Source organism: Streptomyces sp. NBC_00310 (assembly GCF_036208085.1).
In the GTDB taxonomy this organism is placed as follows: domain Bacteria; phylum Actinomycetota; class Actinomycetes; order Streptomycetales; family Streptomycetaceae; genus Streptomyces.
Window position 1 is genome coordinate 7,252,976 of sequence record NZ_CP130714.1, and the last position, 17,846, is coordinate 7,270,821.

Annotated in this window: 11 protein-coding genes; 7 read left to right on the forward strand and 4 right to left on the reverse strand. The window is 72.1% G+C overall.

Annotation, left to right across the window (positions count from 1 at the left end):
- Positions 1-73: 73 nt before the first annotated feature.
- Entirely contained in the window at positions 74-4,501 is a 4,428-nt protein-coding gene (gene pglW, locus OG202_RS31850; RefSeq protein WP_328223975.1) for a BREX system serine/threonine kinase PglW, read from the reverse strand.
- A 444-nt stretch (positions 4,502-4,945) separates the two neighbouring features.
- Between pglW and OG202_RS31855 the strand changes: the two genes are divergently transcribed.
- Positions 4,946-5,113 carry a hypothetical protein gene (locus tag OG202_RS31855; RefSeq protein WP_328224803.1) on the forward strand — a complete coding sequence of 56 codons (168 nt, stop codon included), beginning with the start codon at positions 4,946-4,948 and terminating at the stop codon, positions 5,111-5,113.
- Positions 5,114-5,157: 44 nt separating this feature from the next.
- Here the strand turns inward: OG202_RS31855 and OG202_RS31860 are convergent, their stop codons facing one another.
- Positions 5,158-6,264, reverse strand: a complete 1,107-nt coding sequence (locus tag OG202_RS31860) for a threonine synthase (protein ID WP_327727961.1) — start codon at positions 6,262-6,264, stop codon at positions 5,158-5,160.
- Between the two features lie 327 nt (positions 6,265-6,591).
- Here OG202_RS31860 and OG202_RS31865 point away from each other — a divergent pair, with 327 nt between their 5' ends.
- The 6 genes from OG202_RS31865 (at position 6,592) to OG202_RS31890 (ending at position 13,797) form a co-directional block, all read left to right on the forward strand.
- A complete protein-coding gene (locus OG202_RS31865) occupies positions 6,592-7,803 on the forward strand; it encodes a DUF4190 domain-containing protein (protein ID WP_328223976.1) in 1,212 nt (403 codons plus the stop codon).
- 147 nt (positions 7,804-7,950) lie between these two features.
- Complete coding sequence (locus OG202_RS31870) at positions 7,951-8,703, forward strand: GntR family transcriptional regulator (protein ID WP_326577978.1); 753 nt, start codon at positions 7,951-7,953, stop codon at positions 8,701-8,703.
- 460 nt (positions 8,704-9,163) lie between these two features.
- Positions 9,164-9,364 (forward strand): SPOR domain-containing protein, encoded by a 201-nt coding sequence (locus tag OG202_RS31875; protein WP_326577976.1) that lies wholly within the window; start codon positions 9,164-9,166, stop codon positions 9,362-9,364.
- 45 nt (positions 9,365-9,409) lie between these two features.
- Positions 9,410-9,814 carry a (deoxy)nucleoside triphosphate pyrophosphohydrolase gene (locus OG202_RS31880; protein ID WP_327727959.1) on the forward strand — a complete coding sequence of 135 codons (405 nt, stop codon included), beginning with the start codon at positions 9,410-9,412 and terminating at the stop codon, positions 9,812-9,814.
- 476 nt (positions 9,815-10,290) lie between these two features.
- Positions 10,291-10,698, forward strand: coding sequence for an ATP-binding protein (locus tag OG202_RS31885; RefSeq protein ID WP_326577972.1), 408 nt, complete (start codon positions 10,291-10,293; stop codon positions 10,696-10,698).
- Between the two features lie 318 nt (positions 10,699-11,016).
- Positions 11,017-13,797 carry a SpoIIE family protein phosphatase gene (locus OG202_RS31890; protein WP_405895356.1) on the forward strand — a complete coding sequence of 927 codons (2,781 nt, stop codon included), beginning with the start codon at positions 11,017-11,019 and terminating at the stop codon, positions 13,795-13,797.
- 50 nt (positions 13,798-13,847) lie between these two features.
- Here the strand turns inward: OG202_RS31890 and OG202_RS31895 are convergent, their stop codons facing one another.
- Positions 13,848-16,445: a hypothetical protein gene (locus tag OG202_RS31895; RefSeq protein WP_328223977.1), complete on the reverse strand. Its 2,598-nt coding sequence runs from the start codon at positions 16,443-16,445 to the stop codon at positions 13,848-13,850.
- Positions 16,446-17,068: 623 nt separating this feature from the next.
- Positions 17,069-17,845: a succinate dehydrogenase/fumarate reductase iron-sulfur subunit gene (locus OG202_RS31900; RefSeq protein ID WP_327727956.1), complete on the reverse strand. Its 777-nt coding sequence runs from the start codon at positions 17,843-17,845 to the stop codon at positions 17,069-17,071.
- Position 17,846: the final 1 nt, after the last annotated feature.

A 17,846-nucleotide genomic window follows, 5' to 3' on the forward strand; every position in this document is an offset into this window, starting at 1 on the left:
ATCATAAGTCGCAGGACTGCTCCGAAGAGGTGAATTCGCGTCTGTCGAAGCCCGGTTGACGTGGCATCAACCGTCAGCTCGCTTCCCGTAGCGCCTGGAGCTCCCGCATGAACAACCCCTCCAGAACCTCCCACTCGCTCTCCCGGTCCACGACGTCCACCGGACGGCCGTCCAGTGCCGGAGTGGCCTGCGGGTCGTCCATGGGCACCAGCAGCCACAGACCGTGCGGCACCGCGGCGGAACGGCGGGCCGCCTCCTGCAAGGAGACCAGGAGTTCGCGGCCCCCGGCCTCCCAGTAGCGGGCCGCGAGGGAAGCCCGGTGCGCGAGGAGCACCGTACGGGGACCCGCCTGAGCGGCGAGGGCCGTGCAGCGGTCGGCGACCCGCTCGGCGGCCAGCCTGGTGTAGGACGCCAGGGCGGCCCCGATCCGGCCGGTGGAGGTGAACTTGGCGTCCGCCTTCAGCAGGGCTCCCCACCGCACCTGCTGTTCCTCCGACAGCTCCCGCAGGGCCGTCAGGAACAGCTCGTCGACGTCGACCGGCAGCACACCGAACCGGTCGGCCAGGCGGCGCGCCGTGCCGGGCAGGTGCGCGCCCCTGACGGTCAGGGCAAGGAAACCGCCCCGGCGCAGCGACTCCCGGAGCCGCAGCTCGGACAGACGACGAGGGTCGCGGCCCTCTGCCAGCTGGCCCTGCGCGGCGTCGTACAAGGCGCCGGTGCTGGTCAGAACGGAGCCGCTGAACGCCGGACGGCTCTGCTCGGCATCCCGTGAGGGCGGGAAGAAGCGTCGGGTCTCCCGTTCGTACACCAGGGGGAAGCCCGCCCCGGACAGCGCCTCCTCCAGCTCGACGTAGGTGATGTCGGCGAGTGCCGTGAGGCCCGGGAAACGGGCCTTCACCCGGGTCAGCAGTTCGTCGGCGCCGATTCCCGCACCGGCCCGTACCCCGGCGGCCGCCTGCGAGATCCGCAGTGCCCGCTCGAGTCCCAGGTCCAGCGGGAACAGCTCGAAGCGCGGAGTGACGCCGATACCGCCCGCCATGGCGGCGGCCAGGGTCAGCAGGCGGGTGTCGGCCAGCGGGGCCATGCCCTCCGGCGCGGGTACGGCGCGCAGTTCCCGCAGGACGGTGCCGCCGCCGGGCAGGGGATCGCGGGCCGCCAGGTCCTCGGCGGCCCGGCCGAGCAGGGTCGCGTACTCGGCGAGCTCCACCGGGGTCGGGTCGTCGCCGCCCGGGAGGTCGACCAGGGCCAGCAGCACCGCGCTGCCCCGGCGCATCACGGTGAACCGGGAGGCGCCGTCCTCGCCGCCCTCGCCGAGGGCCAGGTCGTCGCGGCGAGACTCGACCTCGGTGGCCGCCCGCACCAGGGCCAGGGCCTCCGCCTGGAGGTCGGCCCGGTCCTCGTCCGTATCGTCCTCGTCGCGCGGGGCGTGCCGTACACGCAGCTCGGTGGCCAGCTCCTGCGCCGTCATCACCCTGCCTTGCTCGGACAGTATGGTGACCAGTTCGGCGCGGACGTCCTCCAGCCAGGTGAACGCGGTCCACTGCTCGATCGCCGCGCCCAGGTTCCCCGAGACGGTCGGCTGGCTCACGTCGAGGGCCCGCGCGATCGCGGACTGGGCGGGCCACGGGGAAAGCGCACCGGCCGCCTCCACGCCCGGGAGCCCCAGCGTCGCCAGGACGATGTCCCGCCGCGGGCGCGTACGGACACCGCCCTCGGCCGGGACCAGCCGGGCCGCGAGGATCTCGACCGGCTCCAGGATGTCGCCCGGGGTGTCGGCCGGCACCTGCACGGGCCGCTTCGGGGTGACCCGCCTGCGGAGATCCTGGGTCCACTGGCGGTGGCGCCGGTTGAGCTCCTTGCGGATGACGTTGCCGGCGCCCCGGGCACGGGAGATCGAGTGCGGGGGGACGTCCAGGAGCTGGCCCACCGTCACGGCCCCCAGACCCGCCGCCACCGACACGGCGCGCGGCGACAGCCCCGCGGCGTCCAACGGGGTCGTCAAGTCTGCGGCGGCGGCAGCCTGTTCGCGCGCGTCCTCGACGTCCGCCGCCTGCGCGTCGACCGTCGCGGGCGTGGTGGGCGGACGCGTGGAGTCCGCCCTGCGGAAGACCCCGCGCCAGGCCTCCTGCATCTGGCGGAGACTGTCGTGGCGGCTCTCCACGTCGCGGTGCAGGGCCTGCTCGAAGAACTCGGTCAGACCGTCCGCCAGCGCCGGCTCGAACAGCTCGCGGGCCACATAGAGCTCGGCCTTCGGAACGGTCAGCGGATCGCCCTGGCCGTCGCCCCACACCGGCCGCTCGCCCGAGGCCATCTCGTGCAGGGTGACCGCAGCCGCGTACCACTCCGAGTGATCGTCGAAGCGGGCGCGGCGGCTGCCGCCCAGGAAAGGATCGAGGTAGCCGCGGGTGCCCGCGTGAAGGTCCTGGTCGGGAGCATCGGCCAGGGAGAAGTCGAACAGCATCAGCTGCCAGGAGCCGTCACTCCGCTTGAAAAGGCCCAGGTTGTCCGGCTTGATGTCGCGGTGGCGCACCCCGCGGGCGGCAAGGCTGTCCAGGGCCTCGAAGAGGTCGTTGCCGAACCGCTCCAGCTGGGCGTAGCCCAGCCGGCCCTCGCTGCGCAGCCGTGACCCGAGACTGACCGGATCCCGGTCGTCGGCCGGGCGGAAGCCGCCCGCGTACTCGATCTCCAGGACCGTGTGCCCGCCCACTTCCCGGGGAGCGGCGAGCAGCTTGACGATGCGGTTGCCGCCCACCTCGCGCAGGGCCTTCGCCTCCGCGTACAGCCGCGCGTCCTTCTCCCGGTCGAGCGCCACCTTGAAGACCCGCAGCGACGCCGGATCCGGCACTCCTTCCTCGACGCGGCGCACCAGCAGAGCCCGGGCGGTCGCGCCGGTGCCCAGGACCCGCACGACCTCCCACTCCGCATCGAGGCGACGGCCGGCCTTGGCGGTGAGAGGGTCCTCCACCTCGATGGCGCCCCGACCGCCGACGGCAGCGTCGGCCTCCGCGGCGTCGAGCAGCCGCAGGAACTCCTCGGCGGACGACAACCGGCTCTGCACATCGGAGGCGGTGGCCCGGAAGACGAGGTCGTCCAGTGCCGCGGAGACGCTGTCGGAGGCGGCGTACGGGTGAAGTCCGCCCTCCGCGGCGAGCCGGTCCACCAACGCGCCCCGCGCATCGGCGGGCGGCTTGCCGGTGAGCAGCAGGTAGGAGAGCGCACCGATGCCGAAGAGGTCGAGGTCGACCGGGTCCGCGAATTCCCGGGTGGTTTCCGGCGCGAGGTACACCTGGGCGATGTCGGCGACCAGCCCGGAATCCAGCGGAGTCTGGCCGAGCGTGAGATGTGAGGTGGTGTCGAAGTCCCTTGCGGCGGTCTGCCAGTCGGCGATCCGCAGCACCGGTTCCGTACCGTCCTCGTGCGCGGACACGTACACCGAACGCGCCGACAGAGCCCGGTGGTACAGCGAACGGTTGTGGGCGTACCGGACGGCCTCGGCGAGCTGGCGCACCAGGTCCAGCCGCACAGCGGGCGTGAGCCGGCCTCCGTACGCGTCCAGATATGCGTCGAGCCGCAGATCCGACTCCTGGTGCCGGAACAGGATCGCCGGGCCGCCCTGGTGCTCGCGGATCTGAACGGCCTGCACGATGCCGCGGTGGTTGATGCCCTGGAGCACCTGGTACTCACGCAGAGCAGCCCGGTCCACCCGGGCACGCTGCTCCGCTGACGAGGCCTGACCCGACAGATAGATCCGGACCCTGCCGTTCTCCTTGACCAGGCCGTCATCGCGTGCGGCGAGCCGGTCCTCCCAGCCGGGGCCGGCATCCAGCGCACGCGGCGCGAGCAGCCAGTCGTCCCCGAAGCGCAGGTGAGCGGTGGAGTGGCTGATCCCGATGCGCTTCATCAGCATTTCGAGCCGCTGGCTGTCCTGCGGGGTGACGCGCCAGCTCTCCCGCTCCGGGGGCAGTCCGAGCAGGCCGTCCCAGATGCCGGGCAGACCGCTAGTACCCTCGTTGCGTCCGTAGACCGACGTGCGCTGGAACTCGTCCAGCTCGCTCACCAGGTCGGGATCGTGCAGGAAGACCGCCGGCTTGATGAAGGGGATCTTCCCCTCGGGGATGCCCGCGGCACGCGCGGCACGCTCCAGCTGGGCCTTCAGTTCCTTGGCCTTGAGATCGGTGAGATGCAGCGGGTTGCGCAGCGTCCGCACCCGGTCGTCGTGGAACTGCCAGGTGTCCCCCCGGTTCACGACCCGCCCCGGATGCCCCTTCAGCTCCAGCAGATAGACGCCTCCGGGCACGGCGATCAACAGATCGCACTCGTTGACCCGGCCCGTGACACCGGTGAACCTGAATGTCGCCCATGCCCGGTACGGCTCGGCGTTCGGCATCAGCTGCCGCACATGCTCAAGGCCCTCCTGCTCCCAACGGAAACCGGACCGGCGCGGCTGGAACCAGTGCTCACGCCGCGATGGAGGACCGGGCTTCGCAGCGGTCGGCGTCACGGGGGTGTCCTCCGGTCATGGGCGTGGTCGTAACGGGGCAAGCCTAGCGACGTCACCCGAAGAGTCAGCGGCCGTTCACAGCGACCGGGCGGTGGTGGGCTCGTGCTCCACGGCTTCGGCCGCAGTGGCAGACGAGTAGTGCAGGGTGGCTGTTCCGCCGCTCGGGGCGACAACGCGTCAAGGGCTCCAGAGCTTGGCTGTGACGCGCCGACCGACCGGGTACCTATGCGCGCCCTGGTGAGTCAGCCACTCGATGGAGGCAAGGGCAGGTCCCTGGTCTGTCGACCGCTTCGACGGGTGGTGAGACAAGGGCCGGGCCCTCACGGGTCGGCCCTTGGCTTCTTCCGTGTCGGGAACGTGGGGGTTTGGGGGTGTCGATCTCCTGGTGTGGGAAGTCCTTGAGCAGGCAGGCACATCAGGTCGGGGGAGGGGGACCACATGTGGGTGGCATTGGCGATACTCGGGGTGCTCGTCGTGTTCAACGGTGAGTTCCGGGTGCTGGCGGTCGCCGCCGGAGTGCTCCTGCTGTGGGTCGGGCACAAGCGGAGCAGCATGCTGCTGACGGCGGTCGGTGCGGGGTTCCTCGCGCTGATGCTGTACGCGGCGTACTGACCCACGGCTCCGGCGACCGGCTGCCGCGACGGGGCGTGGAGGCCTCAGCTTCCGGCCAGCCCCGTCTTCAACCCCGCTCCGCACAACGGCACGACCGCCGTACGGGTCCCGAGCGCGCCCTCCCGTACGGCCGCCCAGCAGGCCACGCCCGTGGACTCGACGTACAGCCCGCGTGAGGCCAGGTCGCGTTGGGCGTGGCGGATCTGGTCCTCGGTCACGGTGAGGAAGGTGCCGCCGGAGTCGCGCACGGCGCGGAGGATCTGGCGGGCTCGGGGTGGGTGGGGGATGGCGATGCCCTCGGCGAAGGTGGGGGCCATGAGTGTGGTCCCGACAAGGTCGTCAGCGCCCTCGGTCCAGGCGTGGGCGAGCGGGGCCACGGCGGCGGACTGGACGGCGTAGAGGGCGGGGCGGCGGTCGATGAGGCCCGCCGCGTGCAGTTCGGCGATCGCGAGGGCCGCGCCCAGCAGCAGCGTGCCGTTGCCGACAGGGACGACGATCACCTCGGGGAGCCGGCCGCCGAGGTCCTCCCACAGTTCGTGGACGTACGTCTTGGTGCCGTGCAGGAAGTACGGGTTGTAGACGTGCGAGGCGTAGAAGACGCCGTCCGCGTCAGCCGCCTCGCGGGCCGTCCTGGCCGTGGCCTCGCGGTCGCCGTCGACGAGGTGGAGCTGCGCCCCGTGCGCCTCGATCTGCTCCAGTTTCTTGGCCGACGTGCCGAGCGGGACGTACACCGTGCAGGGCAGCGAGGCCCGGGCGCAGTACGCGGCGACCGCCGTGCCCGCGTTGCCGCTGCTGTCGGCGATCACCCGCCGGGGGCCGAGCCGCAGGGCCAGCTCGGCGAGCAGCACCGCGCCCCGGTCCTTGAAGGAGAGCGTGGGCATGAGGAAGTCGAGCTTGGCCCGGACGCCGTCCTTCAGCTCGACCAGCGGGGTCCGGCCCTCGCCCAGCGAGATCGTGGGCGCCGCCAGGGGAAGGCACTCCGCGTAGCGCCACAGGGAGTTCACCCGGCCGGCCAGGGACTTGAGCGATGCCGGTGTCGGTGCGAAGTCCAGGTCCAGGGGGCCGCGGCAGGCCGGGCAGCACCAGGCGAGGGAGGCGGCGGGGACGCGCGTGCCGTCCGTCGGGCAGAAGCGATCCGGCAGTGGGGTCATGGACGAAGGGTAGTTGGGGCGGTCGGGGTGGGCGGGTTGGTTGGTGACGGTGCGTCATGGTGGGTGGGGCGGGCGGGGCGGTAGGGGCGGCGATCCGAGCATCCGGGGCCGGGTGGGCTTCCCGGGGCACATCCCTTCCGCCTCAGTCCCCCGCCCGACGTATCGCCCACGCCCATCACCCGCTTACGATGCGCCCAGTCGTACGTCAGTTCCCACTCGGCCTGTTCCCTTCGGTCCGTTCACTCGGTCCGTTCCACTCCACTCGTCCCGCTTCACCGTCCCGCTTCACTCCTCCCACCCCGCTCGGCGCAAGGAGCACCCGTACCCGTGGCCACACCCCCGCCCCTCGGGCCCCAGCCACCTCACGGCGGTGGCTCGTTCGCGCCGCCAGGGCAGTCGCAGGCCGGGGGCGGGCAGCCGTATCCGTATCAGGCGGCTGCGCAGCCCTGGGGTCAGGCCTGGGGGCGGGCATATCCGGCGCCACCGCAGCCCCCGCCGGTCAACGGGCCCGCGATCGCCGCGCTCGTGCTCGGTGTGCTGTGCTTCCTGCCGGGCGTCGGGCTGTTGCTGGGGATCGTCGCGCTGGTGCAGATCAGGAAGAAGGGGGAGCGCGGCAAGGGCATGGCGGTGGCCGGAATCGTGCTGTCGACGATCGGCGCGCTGCTGATGACGCTCGCGTTCACCACGGGCGGCGCGCGCGACGCGTGGGACGGCTTCCGCGACGCCGCGAGCAGCGCGGGTGGCACTTTCTCGGTGGAGAAGGGCGAGTGCTTCGACTCGCCGAGCGGCTCCCTGGAGGAGTACGCGTACGACGTGGACATCGTGCCGTGCGACGGTGAGCACGACGCGGAGGTCTTCGCCGGCTTCTCGATGCCGGACGGCGGCTACCCGGGTGACGACGCGGTCACCGACGTCGCCGACGACCGGTGCTACGCGCGCTCGGAGGAGTACGCGATGGACGCCTGGGCGCTCCCGGTCGACGTCGACATCTACTACTTCACGCCCACGCGGCAGAGCTGGCGGTACGGCGACCGCGAGATCACCTGCATGTTCGGCAACGTGGACGCGGAGGGCAGCCTGACGGGCTCGCTGCGGCGGGACGCGACGACCCTCGACGACGATCAGCTCGCCTTCTTGGAGGCCGACGCGATCCTGAACGACGCCTTCGACCAGGTGCCCGACACGGAGTACGTGGAGGACGACCTGTCCGGGCACAAGGTGTGGGCGTCGCAGGTGGTGCGTGCCCTGGAACAGCAGACGTCCGCGTTGCGCGCGCACGACTGGGAGTCCTCCGCCGAGCAGGCGGTCACCGACTATGTCGAGGCTCTGGACGAGGCGCGCGAGGAGTGGGAGGCGGCGAGCGAGGCGAGCGACGCCGAGGACTTCACCGAGCACTGGGACAAGGCGTACCGGCTGACCGGCGGCCCGAAGGCCGTCACCGCGCGCGAGGCTCTGGGTCTGGCCACCGAGTCGCCGACGTACGACGACGAGGACGCCGGCGGGGGCGGTGGCGAGGACGGCTCCGGCGCGGAGGTGTGACGGCCTCCATAGTGGGGAGAAAGTGCCTGCGTAAAGCCCTCGCCGGGCACATGTCATCACATCGAGTGATTCTCTGGCCTTTGCTTGCATGGCCGAACCCACGGTTGCCACGCTGTTGCTGTCTGTACATCCTGATGGGAGCGGCCAGTGACTTTCGGTGAGCAGCCGGCGTACTTGCGCGTCGCGGGTGATCTCCGTAGGAAGATCGTGAGCGGTTCGCTGCCACCGCACACCCGTCTCCCTTCCCAGGCCCGTATCCGCGAGGAGTACGGAGTTTCGGACACGGTCGCGCTGGAGGCCCGCAAGGTGCTCATGGCCGAGGGGCTGGTGGAAGGCCGCTCCGGTTCGGGCACGTACGTGCGAGAGCGGCCGGTGCCGCGTCGGGTCGCCCGCTCCGGGTTCCGGCCCGCCGGCGGCGCCACACCCTTCCGGCAGGAGCAGGCCGACGCCGCGGCGCGCGGCACCTGGGAGTCGCGCAGTGAGCAGGTCGAAGCGGGCCGGACGATCGCCGAGCGCCTCGCGATCCAGCCCGGCGACCGCGTGATGTGCACCAGGTACACCTTCCGGGACGCGGGGGAGGCGATGATGCTCTCCACCTCCTGGGAGCCCCTCGCCCTCACCGGCCGCACACCCGTGATGCTTCCCGAGGAGGGGCCTCTAGGGGGCATGGGCGTCGTCGAGCGCATGGCGGCCATCGACGTCGTCGTCGACAACGTCACCGAGGAGGTCGGCGCCCGCCCCGGTCTCGCCGAGGAGCTGTTGTCCCTCGGCGGTGTCCCCGGGCATGTCGTCCTGGTCGTCCAGCGCACGTACTTCGCCTCCGGCCGCCCGGTGGAGACGGCGGACGTGGTGGTCCCGGCGGACCGCTACCAGGTGGCGTATCACCTGCCGGTGAAGTGAGCCCGGGACGCGGAAGTGGGTGCGGGGCGCCCCTCGTTCGGGAACCGGCTGATCTCACGTGTAAGGGGCTGTGGCATGGGCATGGGTCAAGTGGCCCTTGCCGGAGGGAAGTTGCCGCTGTCGGAGTCTCGGGACTCCGTCCGAACGTAGTTCGAATTCGGTCGTTCTTGGTCCCGGGGTACCAGGGTGCCCGGTAGTGGCCCGTTTCGTACGAACGGCACGGGACCGCTGCTCGTCGGAGCGCTGGGGGGCGCGCGGGTAGTGATCGACGGCGCGTTCGACGGGGTGCGCCCCCCTCGTCTTGGCTGGTTGCGTACCTCTTTGTGAAAAGGCAGATTCGCTGCGTGAAGGTTAGGCGTACGCTCGGGCATATGCGGATTGCGGTTTCCTTAGGTGGCGGGGCGCGACGTCCGGGGGTGGGACCTGGACGAGCCGGGGCGGGAAGGAGCGGTGGGGGTCGATGAACGACGGCACGATCACTCTTCCCTGGCTCGTCATAAGGCAGGACGACAACGGCAATCGCTACCGGGTGGGCAGGTATGCGACGCGCGCCGAGGCGCAGAAGATCGCGGACAGTCTCGACGGTCGCGGCCACAAGCAGCTCTACTGGGTCGAACGTATCGGCCAGAACGGCCAGAACGGGCAGACTGTGAGCAAGTGACGCACCCCGCCCGGTGCCCGTCTTCGCTCCCGTAGGCTCCCGCGCATGACCGAACCGATCGTGGTGGTGGGAGCCGCTCTGCTGAACGACGGGCGACTGCTCGCCGCGCGCCGCAGCGCACCGCCTGAGCTGGCCGGACGCTGGGAGCTGCCGGGGGGCAAGGTGGAGCCCGGTGAGCCTCCCGAGCAAGCGCTCGTGCGTGAGTTGCGCGAAGAGCTGGGTGTCGAGGCGAAGTCCGCGGAGCGGGTGCCCGGTGAGTGGGTGGTGCGGCCGGGGTATGTGCTGCGGGTGTGGATCGCCCATCTGCTGTCCGGTGAGCCCCGGGCGCTGGAGGACCATGACGAGCTGCGTTGGCTGACCGCGGACGAGGTGTGGGATGTCGACTGGCTGGACCAGGATGTGCCGGCCGTGATGGAGGCGGCGCGGATGGCTTGGGGCGACGGGGGGTGAGGGTCGCCCGGGGCCGGTGATGTGCCGCCGGGTGGGTGAGATTTCCCCGCCCCCGCCCGCCACCCCCCGCCGCGCCCCCGCCGCCCGTACCCGTCCTATCCCCAGGGGCGCCGCCCCTTCGACCTCATCCCCAGGGGCGGCCGCCCCTACGGTCCCGGCCTCAGGGGCACTGCCCCTCCGCCTCCGGCCTCCAGGGGTGCTGGTTCTCCGCCTCCGGCCTCCAGGGGTGCTGGTTCTCCGGCCCTCCACGGCTGCCGTCCCAAGCCGCCGTCTGGGGAGTGGTTTTTGGGCTGCGGGTCGAGTGTGGCCGGCCGCGCGGTTCCCCGTGCCCCTCGCGGGGCTGCTTCTCTGATGTGGTGCGCCCCCTACGCCGTTCGTGCCACGGTGCGCCCTCGTGCGCGGTACTACGGGATGGATATCGGGTATGTGCCCATTAACCCCATGAAACCGGACAGGGTCTGCTTCTGGACTGGGAAGTGATCGGCGTGATCGACAGCGGAGACGACTGCGCCGAGTGGACCTTTCCGGCGGAGCCGGGGGCGGTGCGGGACGCTCGCGCGGTGGTGCGAGGGCAACTGCGCGAGTGGGGACTCGATGTGCTCGGGGACATCACCGCCTTGTTGGTGAGCGAGCTCGTGACCAACGCGCTGCGGCACGCGACGGGACCCATCGGCGTACGGCTCGTGCGTCCCGCCGGCCCCTCCGGGGCACTCCTGGTCGAGGTCTCCGACCCGCTGCCCGATCCACCGCGTGAGCGCGCGGCCGATGTCGACGACGAGAGCGGCCGGGGTCTGCAGTTGGTGGCCTGTTCCTCGCGGGCCTGGGGTACCCGCCCCGGGGAATCGGGCAAGACGGTCTGGTTCGAGCTGGCGGTTCCCGGCTGAGCGGCCTTGTCGACGTACGGGGTGAAAATCCAGGTGCACGACGGGAGTCCACGGCGTACGGACCGGGGGCGGGGGGCGGCTCCCCGGGGCGCGCGTGCGACCGACTGGTTCAAGCCAGTAGAGCTGGCTGGAGTCTTTGATTCGAGGGGGCAACGCCTGGTTAGAAGACTTGGGAGTATGTCCCAGCCGGTCCAAAAACGATCGGGACCGTGCTGTGATCGTGAACACCGTGTTGCGCGGCGCCGTAGTGCTGGATACTGCGGGCAGCCGCCCCTGGTGACCGAAGCCGGACGCGGTGAGCTGGAGGGGACGGTTCGCGTGAGCGAGATACCAGCGAAGGCCACGGAGTCCACGGGGTCCAGGAACCCGTCGGACCGCGCGAGGCCCGAGGCCGCAGACGATTCCGGCCTGGGCGGAGCCACTCGCGACAGCGGGGCCGCACGCGACAAAACGGGCGACGACCCGACGGGTCGTGCGTCCGAGGGGCGTGCGTCCGGGAGTCGTGCGTCCGGCGTGCGGGTCGGTGATGCCGGCGCTTCCGCCGGTGGCGCGGGCGTCATGGGTGGTCACGGCACCGGTGACTCGATGTGGCAGACCAGCCCGCCCGGGTCCATGTACGACTACATCAAGGTGGCTTCGTTCTCGATCGGTCCTGACGGGCTCATCGACCAGTGGAGCCTGCGGGCCGAGCAGTTGTTCGGCATATCGGCGCGGCGGGCCGTGGGCATGGACCCCATCGAGGCGTTCATCGACCCCGACCGGCGTGAAGAGGGCCAGCGGAAGATGGCCGAGGTCCTCGACGGCCGGGAGTGGACCGGGGTGGTCCCCTTCCGTGTGCCGGGCCCCGACGGGGTGGAGGGACTCGCCGAGGTCTATGTGATGCCCACCACCGTGGAGGGTGGCGAACGGGCCGCCGTGTGCATCGTCGTGGACGTCCGGACCCTGCGCCGGATAGAGACCGACCTTGCCGCTTCGCAGGCAATTTTCGGCCAATCTCCGTTCGGGTTCCTTCTGATAGACACCGATCTTCGGGTAAGGCGTGCCAACCAGCGCTTCGCCTCCATCTACGGCGGCGAGGTCGACGACCACCGCGGCCGGGGCGTCCACGACTATCTGCAGTCCCCGGAGGCCGAGCGGGTCGAGGCGACCCTGCGGCGCGTCATGGAGACCGGCGACTCGATCACGGACATGCACATCACGGGCTTCGTGCCCGGCTCCGAAGAGCGCCGCCACTGGTCCATCAACCTCTTCCGCGTGCACAGCGGAACCGGCCGTCCCATCGGCATCGCCTGGCTCGCCACCGACATCACGGCCCGCCGCTCCGCCGCCCGTGAAGCGGCCGCCGCCCGGCGGAATCTCGCCCTCCTCAACGAGGCCGGGACGCGCATCGGCAACTCCCTCGACCTGGAGACCACCGCCCGCGAACTCCTCGACGTCGTCGTCCCCGGTTTCTGCGACCTCGCCACCGTCGACCTCTACCAGGGCCTCCTGATGGGCGACGAGACCCCGCCCGGACTCGCCGACGGCAGCGCCGAACTGCGCCGGGTCGCCTTCGCCAGCGCCGTCTCCGACGCGCCCTTCGTCGGCGGCCCCGCCCCCGTGCGGGTCGGCGCGGTGCACCACTACCCGTTCAACTCCCCCTGCGCCGACGCCCTGCGCACCGCACGCCCCCAGCAGGTGCCCGAGGAGGGCAACCTGATCCAGTCGACGCTCGCGGTGCCGATGGTCGCGCACGACACCGTCGTGGGGCTCGTGCAGTTCTCGCGCACGAAGGGCAGCGAGCCGTTCGGCGATCGCGACCGGGGCCTCGCCGTCGAGCTGGCCGCACGCGCCGCCGTCTGTATCGACAACGCGCGCCTCTACCGCCGCGAGCACGAGCGCGCCCTCATCCTGCAGCGCTCCCTGCTGCCGCCGGGCGACCCCGAGGCCTCCGGGCTCGACATCGCCTGCCGCTATCTGCCGGGCAACGCGGCCACCGAGGTCGGCGGCGACTGGTTCGACGTCATCGAACTCCCCGGCCACCGCACGGCACTCGTCGTCGGCGACGTCATGGGCCGCGGGCTGCGGGCAGCGGTGGCGATGGGCGAACTTCGTACGGCTGTTCGTACGTTGGCCCTGCTGGACCTCGAACCCGCCGAGGTCCTCTCGGCGCTCGACGAGATCGCCCGCGGCCTCGGCACCCCCGGCGGCGGCCAGTCGGCCTCCCGCACGTCCGCCGGCCGTCCCCGCGACAAGGACCTCTCCGAGGTCTACCTCGCCACCTGCGTCTACGCCGTCTACGACTCGGTGACCCGCCGCTGCACCTTCGCCAACGCGGGCCATCTGCCGCCGGTGCTGGTCGAGCCCGGTGAGAGCGCGCTGATGCTCGACGTGCCGCCCGGCATGCCGCTCGGCGTCGGCGGCGAGCCGTTCGAGGAGGTGGAGGTCGAACTACCCGAAGGCGCACTGCTGGCGCTCTACACGGATGGACTGGTCGAATCGCGCGACCATCCCCTCGACGAGGGCCTCCAGGCGTTCGTGGGCGCGCTCACCGACCCCGCCCAACCGCCGACCGCGCTGCGCGCCGACACACCCCGGTCGCTGGAGGATGTCTGCGACCACGTCCTCAACACCCTCGACACCCACCACGGCGAGGACGACATCGCGCTGCTGATGGCTCGTGTCCAGGGGCTGCCGGAGGACTCCGTCGGCGACTGGACCCTGCCGCGTGAGCCGCGCAGCGTGGGCCGCGCCCGTGAGTACGCGCGGGGGCGGCTGCAGGCCTGGAACCTCGAGCCGCTCATCGACACGGCGGAACTGCTGGTCAGCGAGCTGGTCACCAATGCGTTGCGCTATGGCGAGGGCGAGATACGGCTTCGGATGCTCCTCGACAGGACGCTTGTCTGCGAGGTGTGGGACGCGGGTCTCGTGCAGCCGCGTCGGCGCCGGGCCCGCGACACCGACGAGGGCGGACGCGGACTGCAGCTCGTCGGGCTGCTCTCCGCGGCGTGGGGCTCACGGCGTACGCCGCGCGGCAAGACCGTGTGGTTCGAACTGCCGTTGCCGGGTGGGGAGAACGGGCTGACGGATCCGGCGGAGGCGTTGCTGAGCCTGTTCTAGCGGTTCGGTTGCGGTTTTTGCGGTTCTCGCCTTCGTCGCCGGACCGCTTGTCAGAACTGGCCGCCTGATGTCCTGCGGGCGCGGGTCGCTGTTCCGCCGTAGCAGGCCGGGCCCCGTAGGTCGGCCCGGCCGGTGCCGTCGCGGGTCTCGCCGAGGATGATGCCGCCCAGGAGGGCGCCGGCCAGGCCGTCGCCGACCGGGCCGCCGTACGGGTTGCCGTACGCCCGTACGTCCTGCTCGGCCAGGTTCCGGGCCTCCTGGGCGAGAGCGTGGGCCTGGGCCAGTTGCGGGTGTCCGGTGTTCTCGGCGGCCCTGTCGATCTCGTCGGTTTGGTGGGCCCCGCCGGTCTTGTCGGTTTCGTGGGTCTCGTGGGTCTCGTCGGGGTCGGCGGAAAGCGTTGCCACCGCCTGCGCCAAGTGCCGTTCCGCCTCCGACAGTCGGGTCCTGGCCTTCGCGCCCACCGCCCCCCGGTGCGTGGTGATGAAGTCGGCCGCGGCGGCGACCGCGCTGCGGGACGGGAGGAGCGGGCGGCCCTGGCTGCGGAGGACGTCGAGGGGGTCGTCGTACGGGCCGGTGTGGGGGGCGCTCTGCTGCGCGAGCTGGCCGGCGCGTGCCAGCTCGGTGGCGAGCCGCTCCACCCCGGTCACGAACATGTCCGCCTGGTCGATCGCGCCCTCGGCGGCCCGCAGGTGGACGGCCGCGGTGTCCAGGTCGCCCGGGTAGGCGGCCTGGCGGGCCCGGTTCAGCTCGGTGGTGGCGAAGACCAGACGGTCCTTGGCCTGCTCGACGTGGCCGGTGACGGGGAGGGAGGCGGCGGGGGCGTAGCCGTCGCGGAGGGCGGTGAGGGTGGTGGCCGCGGTCGCCGTACGGCCGGTCAGCTCGCGGAAGCGGGCCTCCGCGCACTCCAGGGCCGGGGTGATGTCGCGCTCCAGGGACCGGAGTTGATCGAAGGCGGGGGTCGCCGTGTCGAGCCGCCGCTGTGCCGTCGTGCACCGCGTGAGGATCTCCTCCAGCAGCGCGCGTTCCTCGTCGGGCGCCAGGGCGTCGCTCTCCTCGTCCAGCCGTTGACCCGCCACGAAGGCCGCCACCAGCTCACCCCGCGCATCCGCCAGCGCCTCCACGAACGGTTGCACCGCGTCCAGCGCCGCGGGAGTCTCCGCGAAGGGCTTGGCCAGATCCAGCACAACCCGCCCCTCCGGGCGCCACAGGACCGGGCCGGCCACCGCCGACTCCTTCTCGTGCGGTTCGGTGTCGTCGGTACCGGGCTGCCCTTCGGCGTGCGGTTGGGTGGTGTTGGTACCGGCCGACCTCTCTGCGTGCGGCTGGGGGGCGTCGTGGCCGGTGGGGCTCGCCACGGACGTTCCGGCGTCGTCGGTACTGGCCTGCTCTTCCGCGTGTGGTTCGGTGTCGTCGGTACCGGGCTGCCCTTCGGCGTGCGGTTGGGTGGTGTTGGTACCGGCCGACCTCTCTGCGTGCGGCTGGGGGGCGTCGTGGCCGGTGGGGCTCGCCACGGACGTTCCGGCGTCGTCGCGACCCGCCGCCCCCTCGGCGTGTGGTTCGGTGTCGTCGGTAGCAGCCGACCCTGCCGCGGACGGCACGGGGTCGCCGTGGTCGGCGGGGCGCGCTGCGGATGGTTCGGCTTCGTCGTGGCTCGCCGGGCTCGCCGGGCTCGCCGGGCTCGCCGGGCTCGCCGGGCTCGCCGGGCTCGCCGGGCTCGCCGGGCTCGCCGGGCTCGCCGGGCTCGCCGGGCTCGCCGGGCTCGCCGGGCTCGCCGGGCTCGCCGGGCTCGCCGGGTCGGGTTCGGCTTCGTCGTGGTCCGTCGGTCCGTCCGGGAGCGGCTCGGCGGCCCCCTGGCCCGGTCGGGCCGCCGCGAAGCGGAGTTCCTCGGCGCTCGTGCGGACGCTGTCGTCGGTCTCGACGAGCAGCCGCTGGGCTCGGCGGTGGAGGTCGGGCAGCGGGGTGGTCAGCGGTTCGAAGACGCCGGTCGGGGTCGTACGCACCTGGGCGCGGCGCCTGCGTCGTACGAGTGAGTACGTGGCCACGGCGACCGCCGCCCCCGCGGCGGCCACCGGCAGGATCAGATCCACCCCGGAGGCCTCGTCGTCAGTGGGAGCCGCCCCGCCGTCGGCCGGAGTCACGGACCGCGCGCCGACAGCCGCGGGTGCCGGCGACACCGCGTCGGCCGGGGACAAGGGTCCACTGCCGCCAGGAGCCAGGAGCCGTTCGTCGCTGCCCGGAGGCGTGGGTTGCTCGCCGATGGCCGGAACGGTGGACTGTCCGGTGCCGCTCGGGCCCTTGGGTGGGTTGGCGCCGCCGGGGGCCACGAACCGCTCGCCGTCGCCCGGAGTCACGGGTCGTTCGCCGTCACCCGGTGCCACGGCACGCCCGCTGGCGGCCGGAGGCACGGGGGGTCTCCTGTCGGAGGCCGGAGCTGCCGGATGCCCGCTGATGGTCGGCTCCACGGCCCTGAGCACGGACCGCTCGTCGGCGCTCGGTGCCGTGGCAGGCCCCTCGGCGGCCGTCTGTGTCGTCGTGGGCAGCAGGAGCCAGGCCATGGCTGCCAGCCCGCCGAACGCGGTGTGGGCCAGGCGCACGGCTATGTGCGACGTGGCGCTCCGCGCTCGGCTCTTTCTCAGACGCGACGTCACATTTGGGAGCGTATGGCCGGTGTCGCGCGGCCGCGAGTGGGATGGGGCGGAGTGGGGGAGGCGGAGCCTGGTGTCGGTGACGAGGGCATGCCGTGATCGACGTTCGCACGGGGGAGGCGGGCAGCGTGACGCGCATCGTGATCGGGTGCCTCGCGGCGGCCCTGGCGGCCACCGCCGTGTCCGGCGCCGTGTCCGGCGTCCTCGCGATCCGTACGCGGTGGATGTTGCCGTTGCCGTTGCCGTTGCCGTTGCCGTTGCCGCGCCGCGCCGCGCCGCGCCGCGCCGCACCACGACGCGGCCGGTTCCGTGGGGCCACGCTTCGCTCGCCCGCCGCGCGGGAATGCGCCCGTGGTGCTTCGGCAGGATGACCGAGCGCGCGGAGGGGTTCGGGCTGGCGGGCCTGATCCTGCTCGCTCCTCACGAACGCGGTGCTGTCGTACCTCGCGACCCGCCCCGGTCGCGTCACCACCCCATGACGGCCGCGCGCGGACCGGCCCTCACCCGCAACGACCCGACGCCCGGGCCCGAGCCGCCGTGGCTGCGGGCCGCCACCTCGCCGCGCCGCCGCCGCTGTGCCGCGACCGCGCGGCGGGGAGCGGAAGGGCACCCACGTTCTCGGGCCCTCACCCCGCCGAGGAACGCCTCCTGATCTTCGAGCCCAGCCACACCAGCGGGTCGTACTTGCGGTCGGCGGCACGTTCCTTGAGGGGGATCAGCGCGTTGTCCGTGATCTTGATGCCTTCGGGGCAGACCTCGGTGCAGCACTTGGTGATGTTGCAGTAGCCGAGGCCGTGTTCGTCCTGGGCCGTCTTCTTGCGGTCCAGGCCGGTGTCCTCCGCCGCGTCCAGCGGGTGCATGTCGAGTTCCGCGACGCGCATCAGGAAGCGCGGGCCCGCGAAGGCCGGCTTGTTCTCCTCGTGGTCGCGGACGACATGGCAGGTGTCCTGGCAGAGGAAGCACTCGATGCACTTCCGGAACTCCTGCGAGCGGTCCACGTCCTCCTGCATCATGCGGTACTCGCCGGCGCCGAGCTTCTCCGGCGGTACGAAGGCCGGGACCTCACGCGCCTTGGCGTAGTTGAAACCCACGTCCGTGACCAGGTCGCGGATCACGGGGAAGGCCCGCAGCGGCGTCACGGTGATCGTCTCGTCCCGCTCGAACACCGACATCCGGGTCATGCACATCAGCCGGGGGCGACCGTTGACCTCCGCCGAGCACGAACCGCATTTGCCCGCCTTGCAGTTCCAGCGGACGGCGAGGTCGGGGGCCTGGGTCGCCTGCAGACGGTGGATGATGTCGAGCACCACCTCGCCCTCGTTGACCTCGACCTCGAAGTCCTCCAGGCCGCCGCCCCGCACATCGCCCCGCCACACCTTGAAGCGGGCCTGGTAGCCGCTCATG

Coding starts and splice junctions, on each gene's coding strand:
- OG202_RS31880 (WP_327727959.1), top strand. CDS start 9,410: ATGACCGAACCGATCGTGGTGGTGGGAGCCGCTCTGCTGAACGACGGG.
- OG202_RS31875 (WP_326577976.1), top strand. CDS start 9,164: ATGAACGACGGCACGATCACTCTTCCCTGGCTCGTCATAAGGCAGGAC.
- OG202_RS31860 (WP_327727961.1), bottom strand. CDS start 6,264: ATGACCCCACTGCCGGATCGCTTCTGCCCGACGGACGGCACGCGCGTC.
- OG202_RS31900 (WP_327727956.1), bottom strand. CDS start 17,845: ATGAGCGGCTACCAGGCCCGCTTCAAGGTGTGGCGGGGCGATGTGCGG.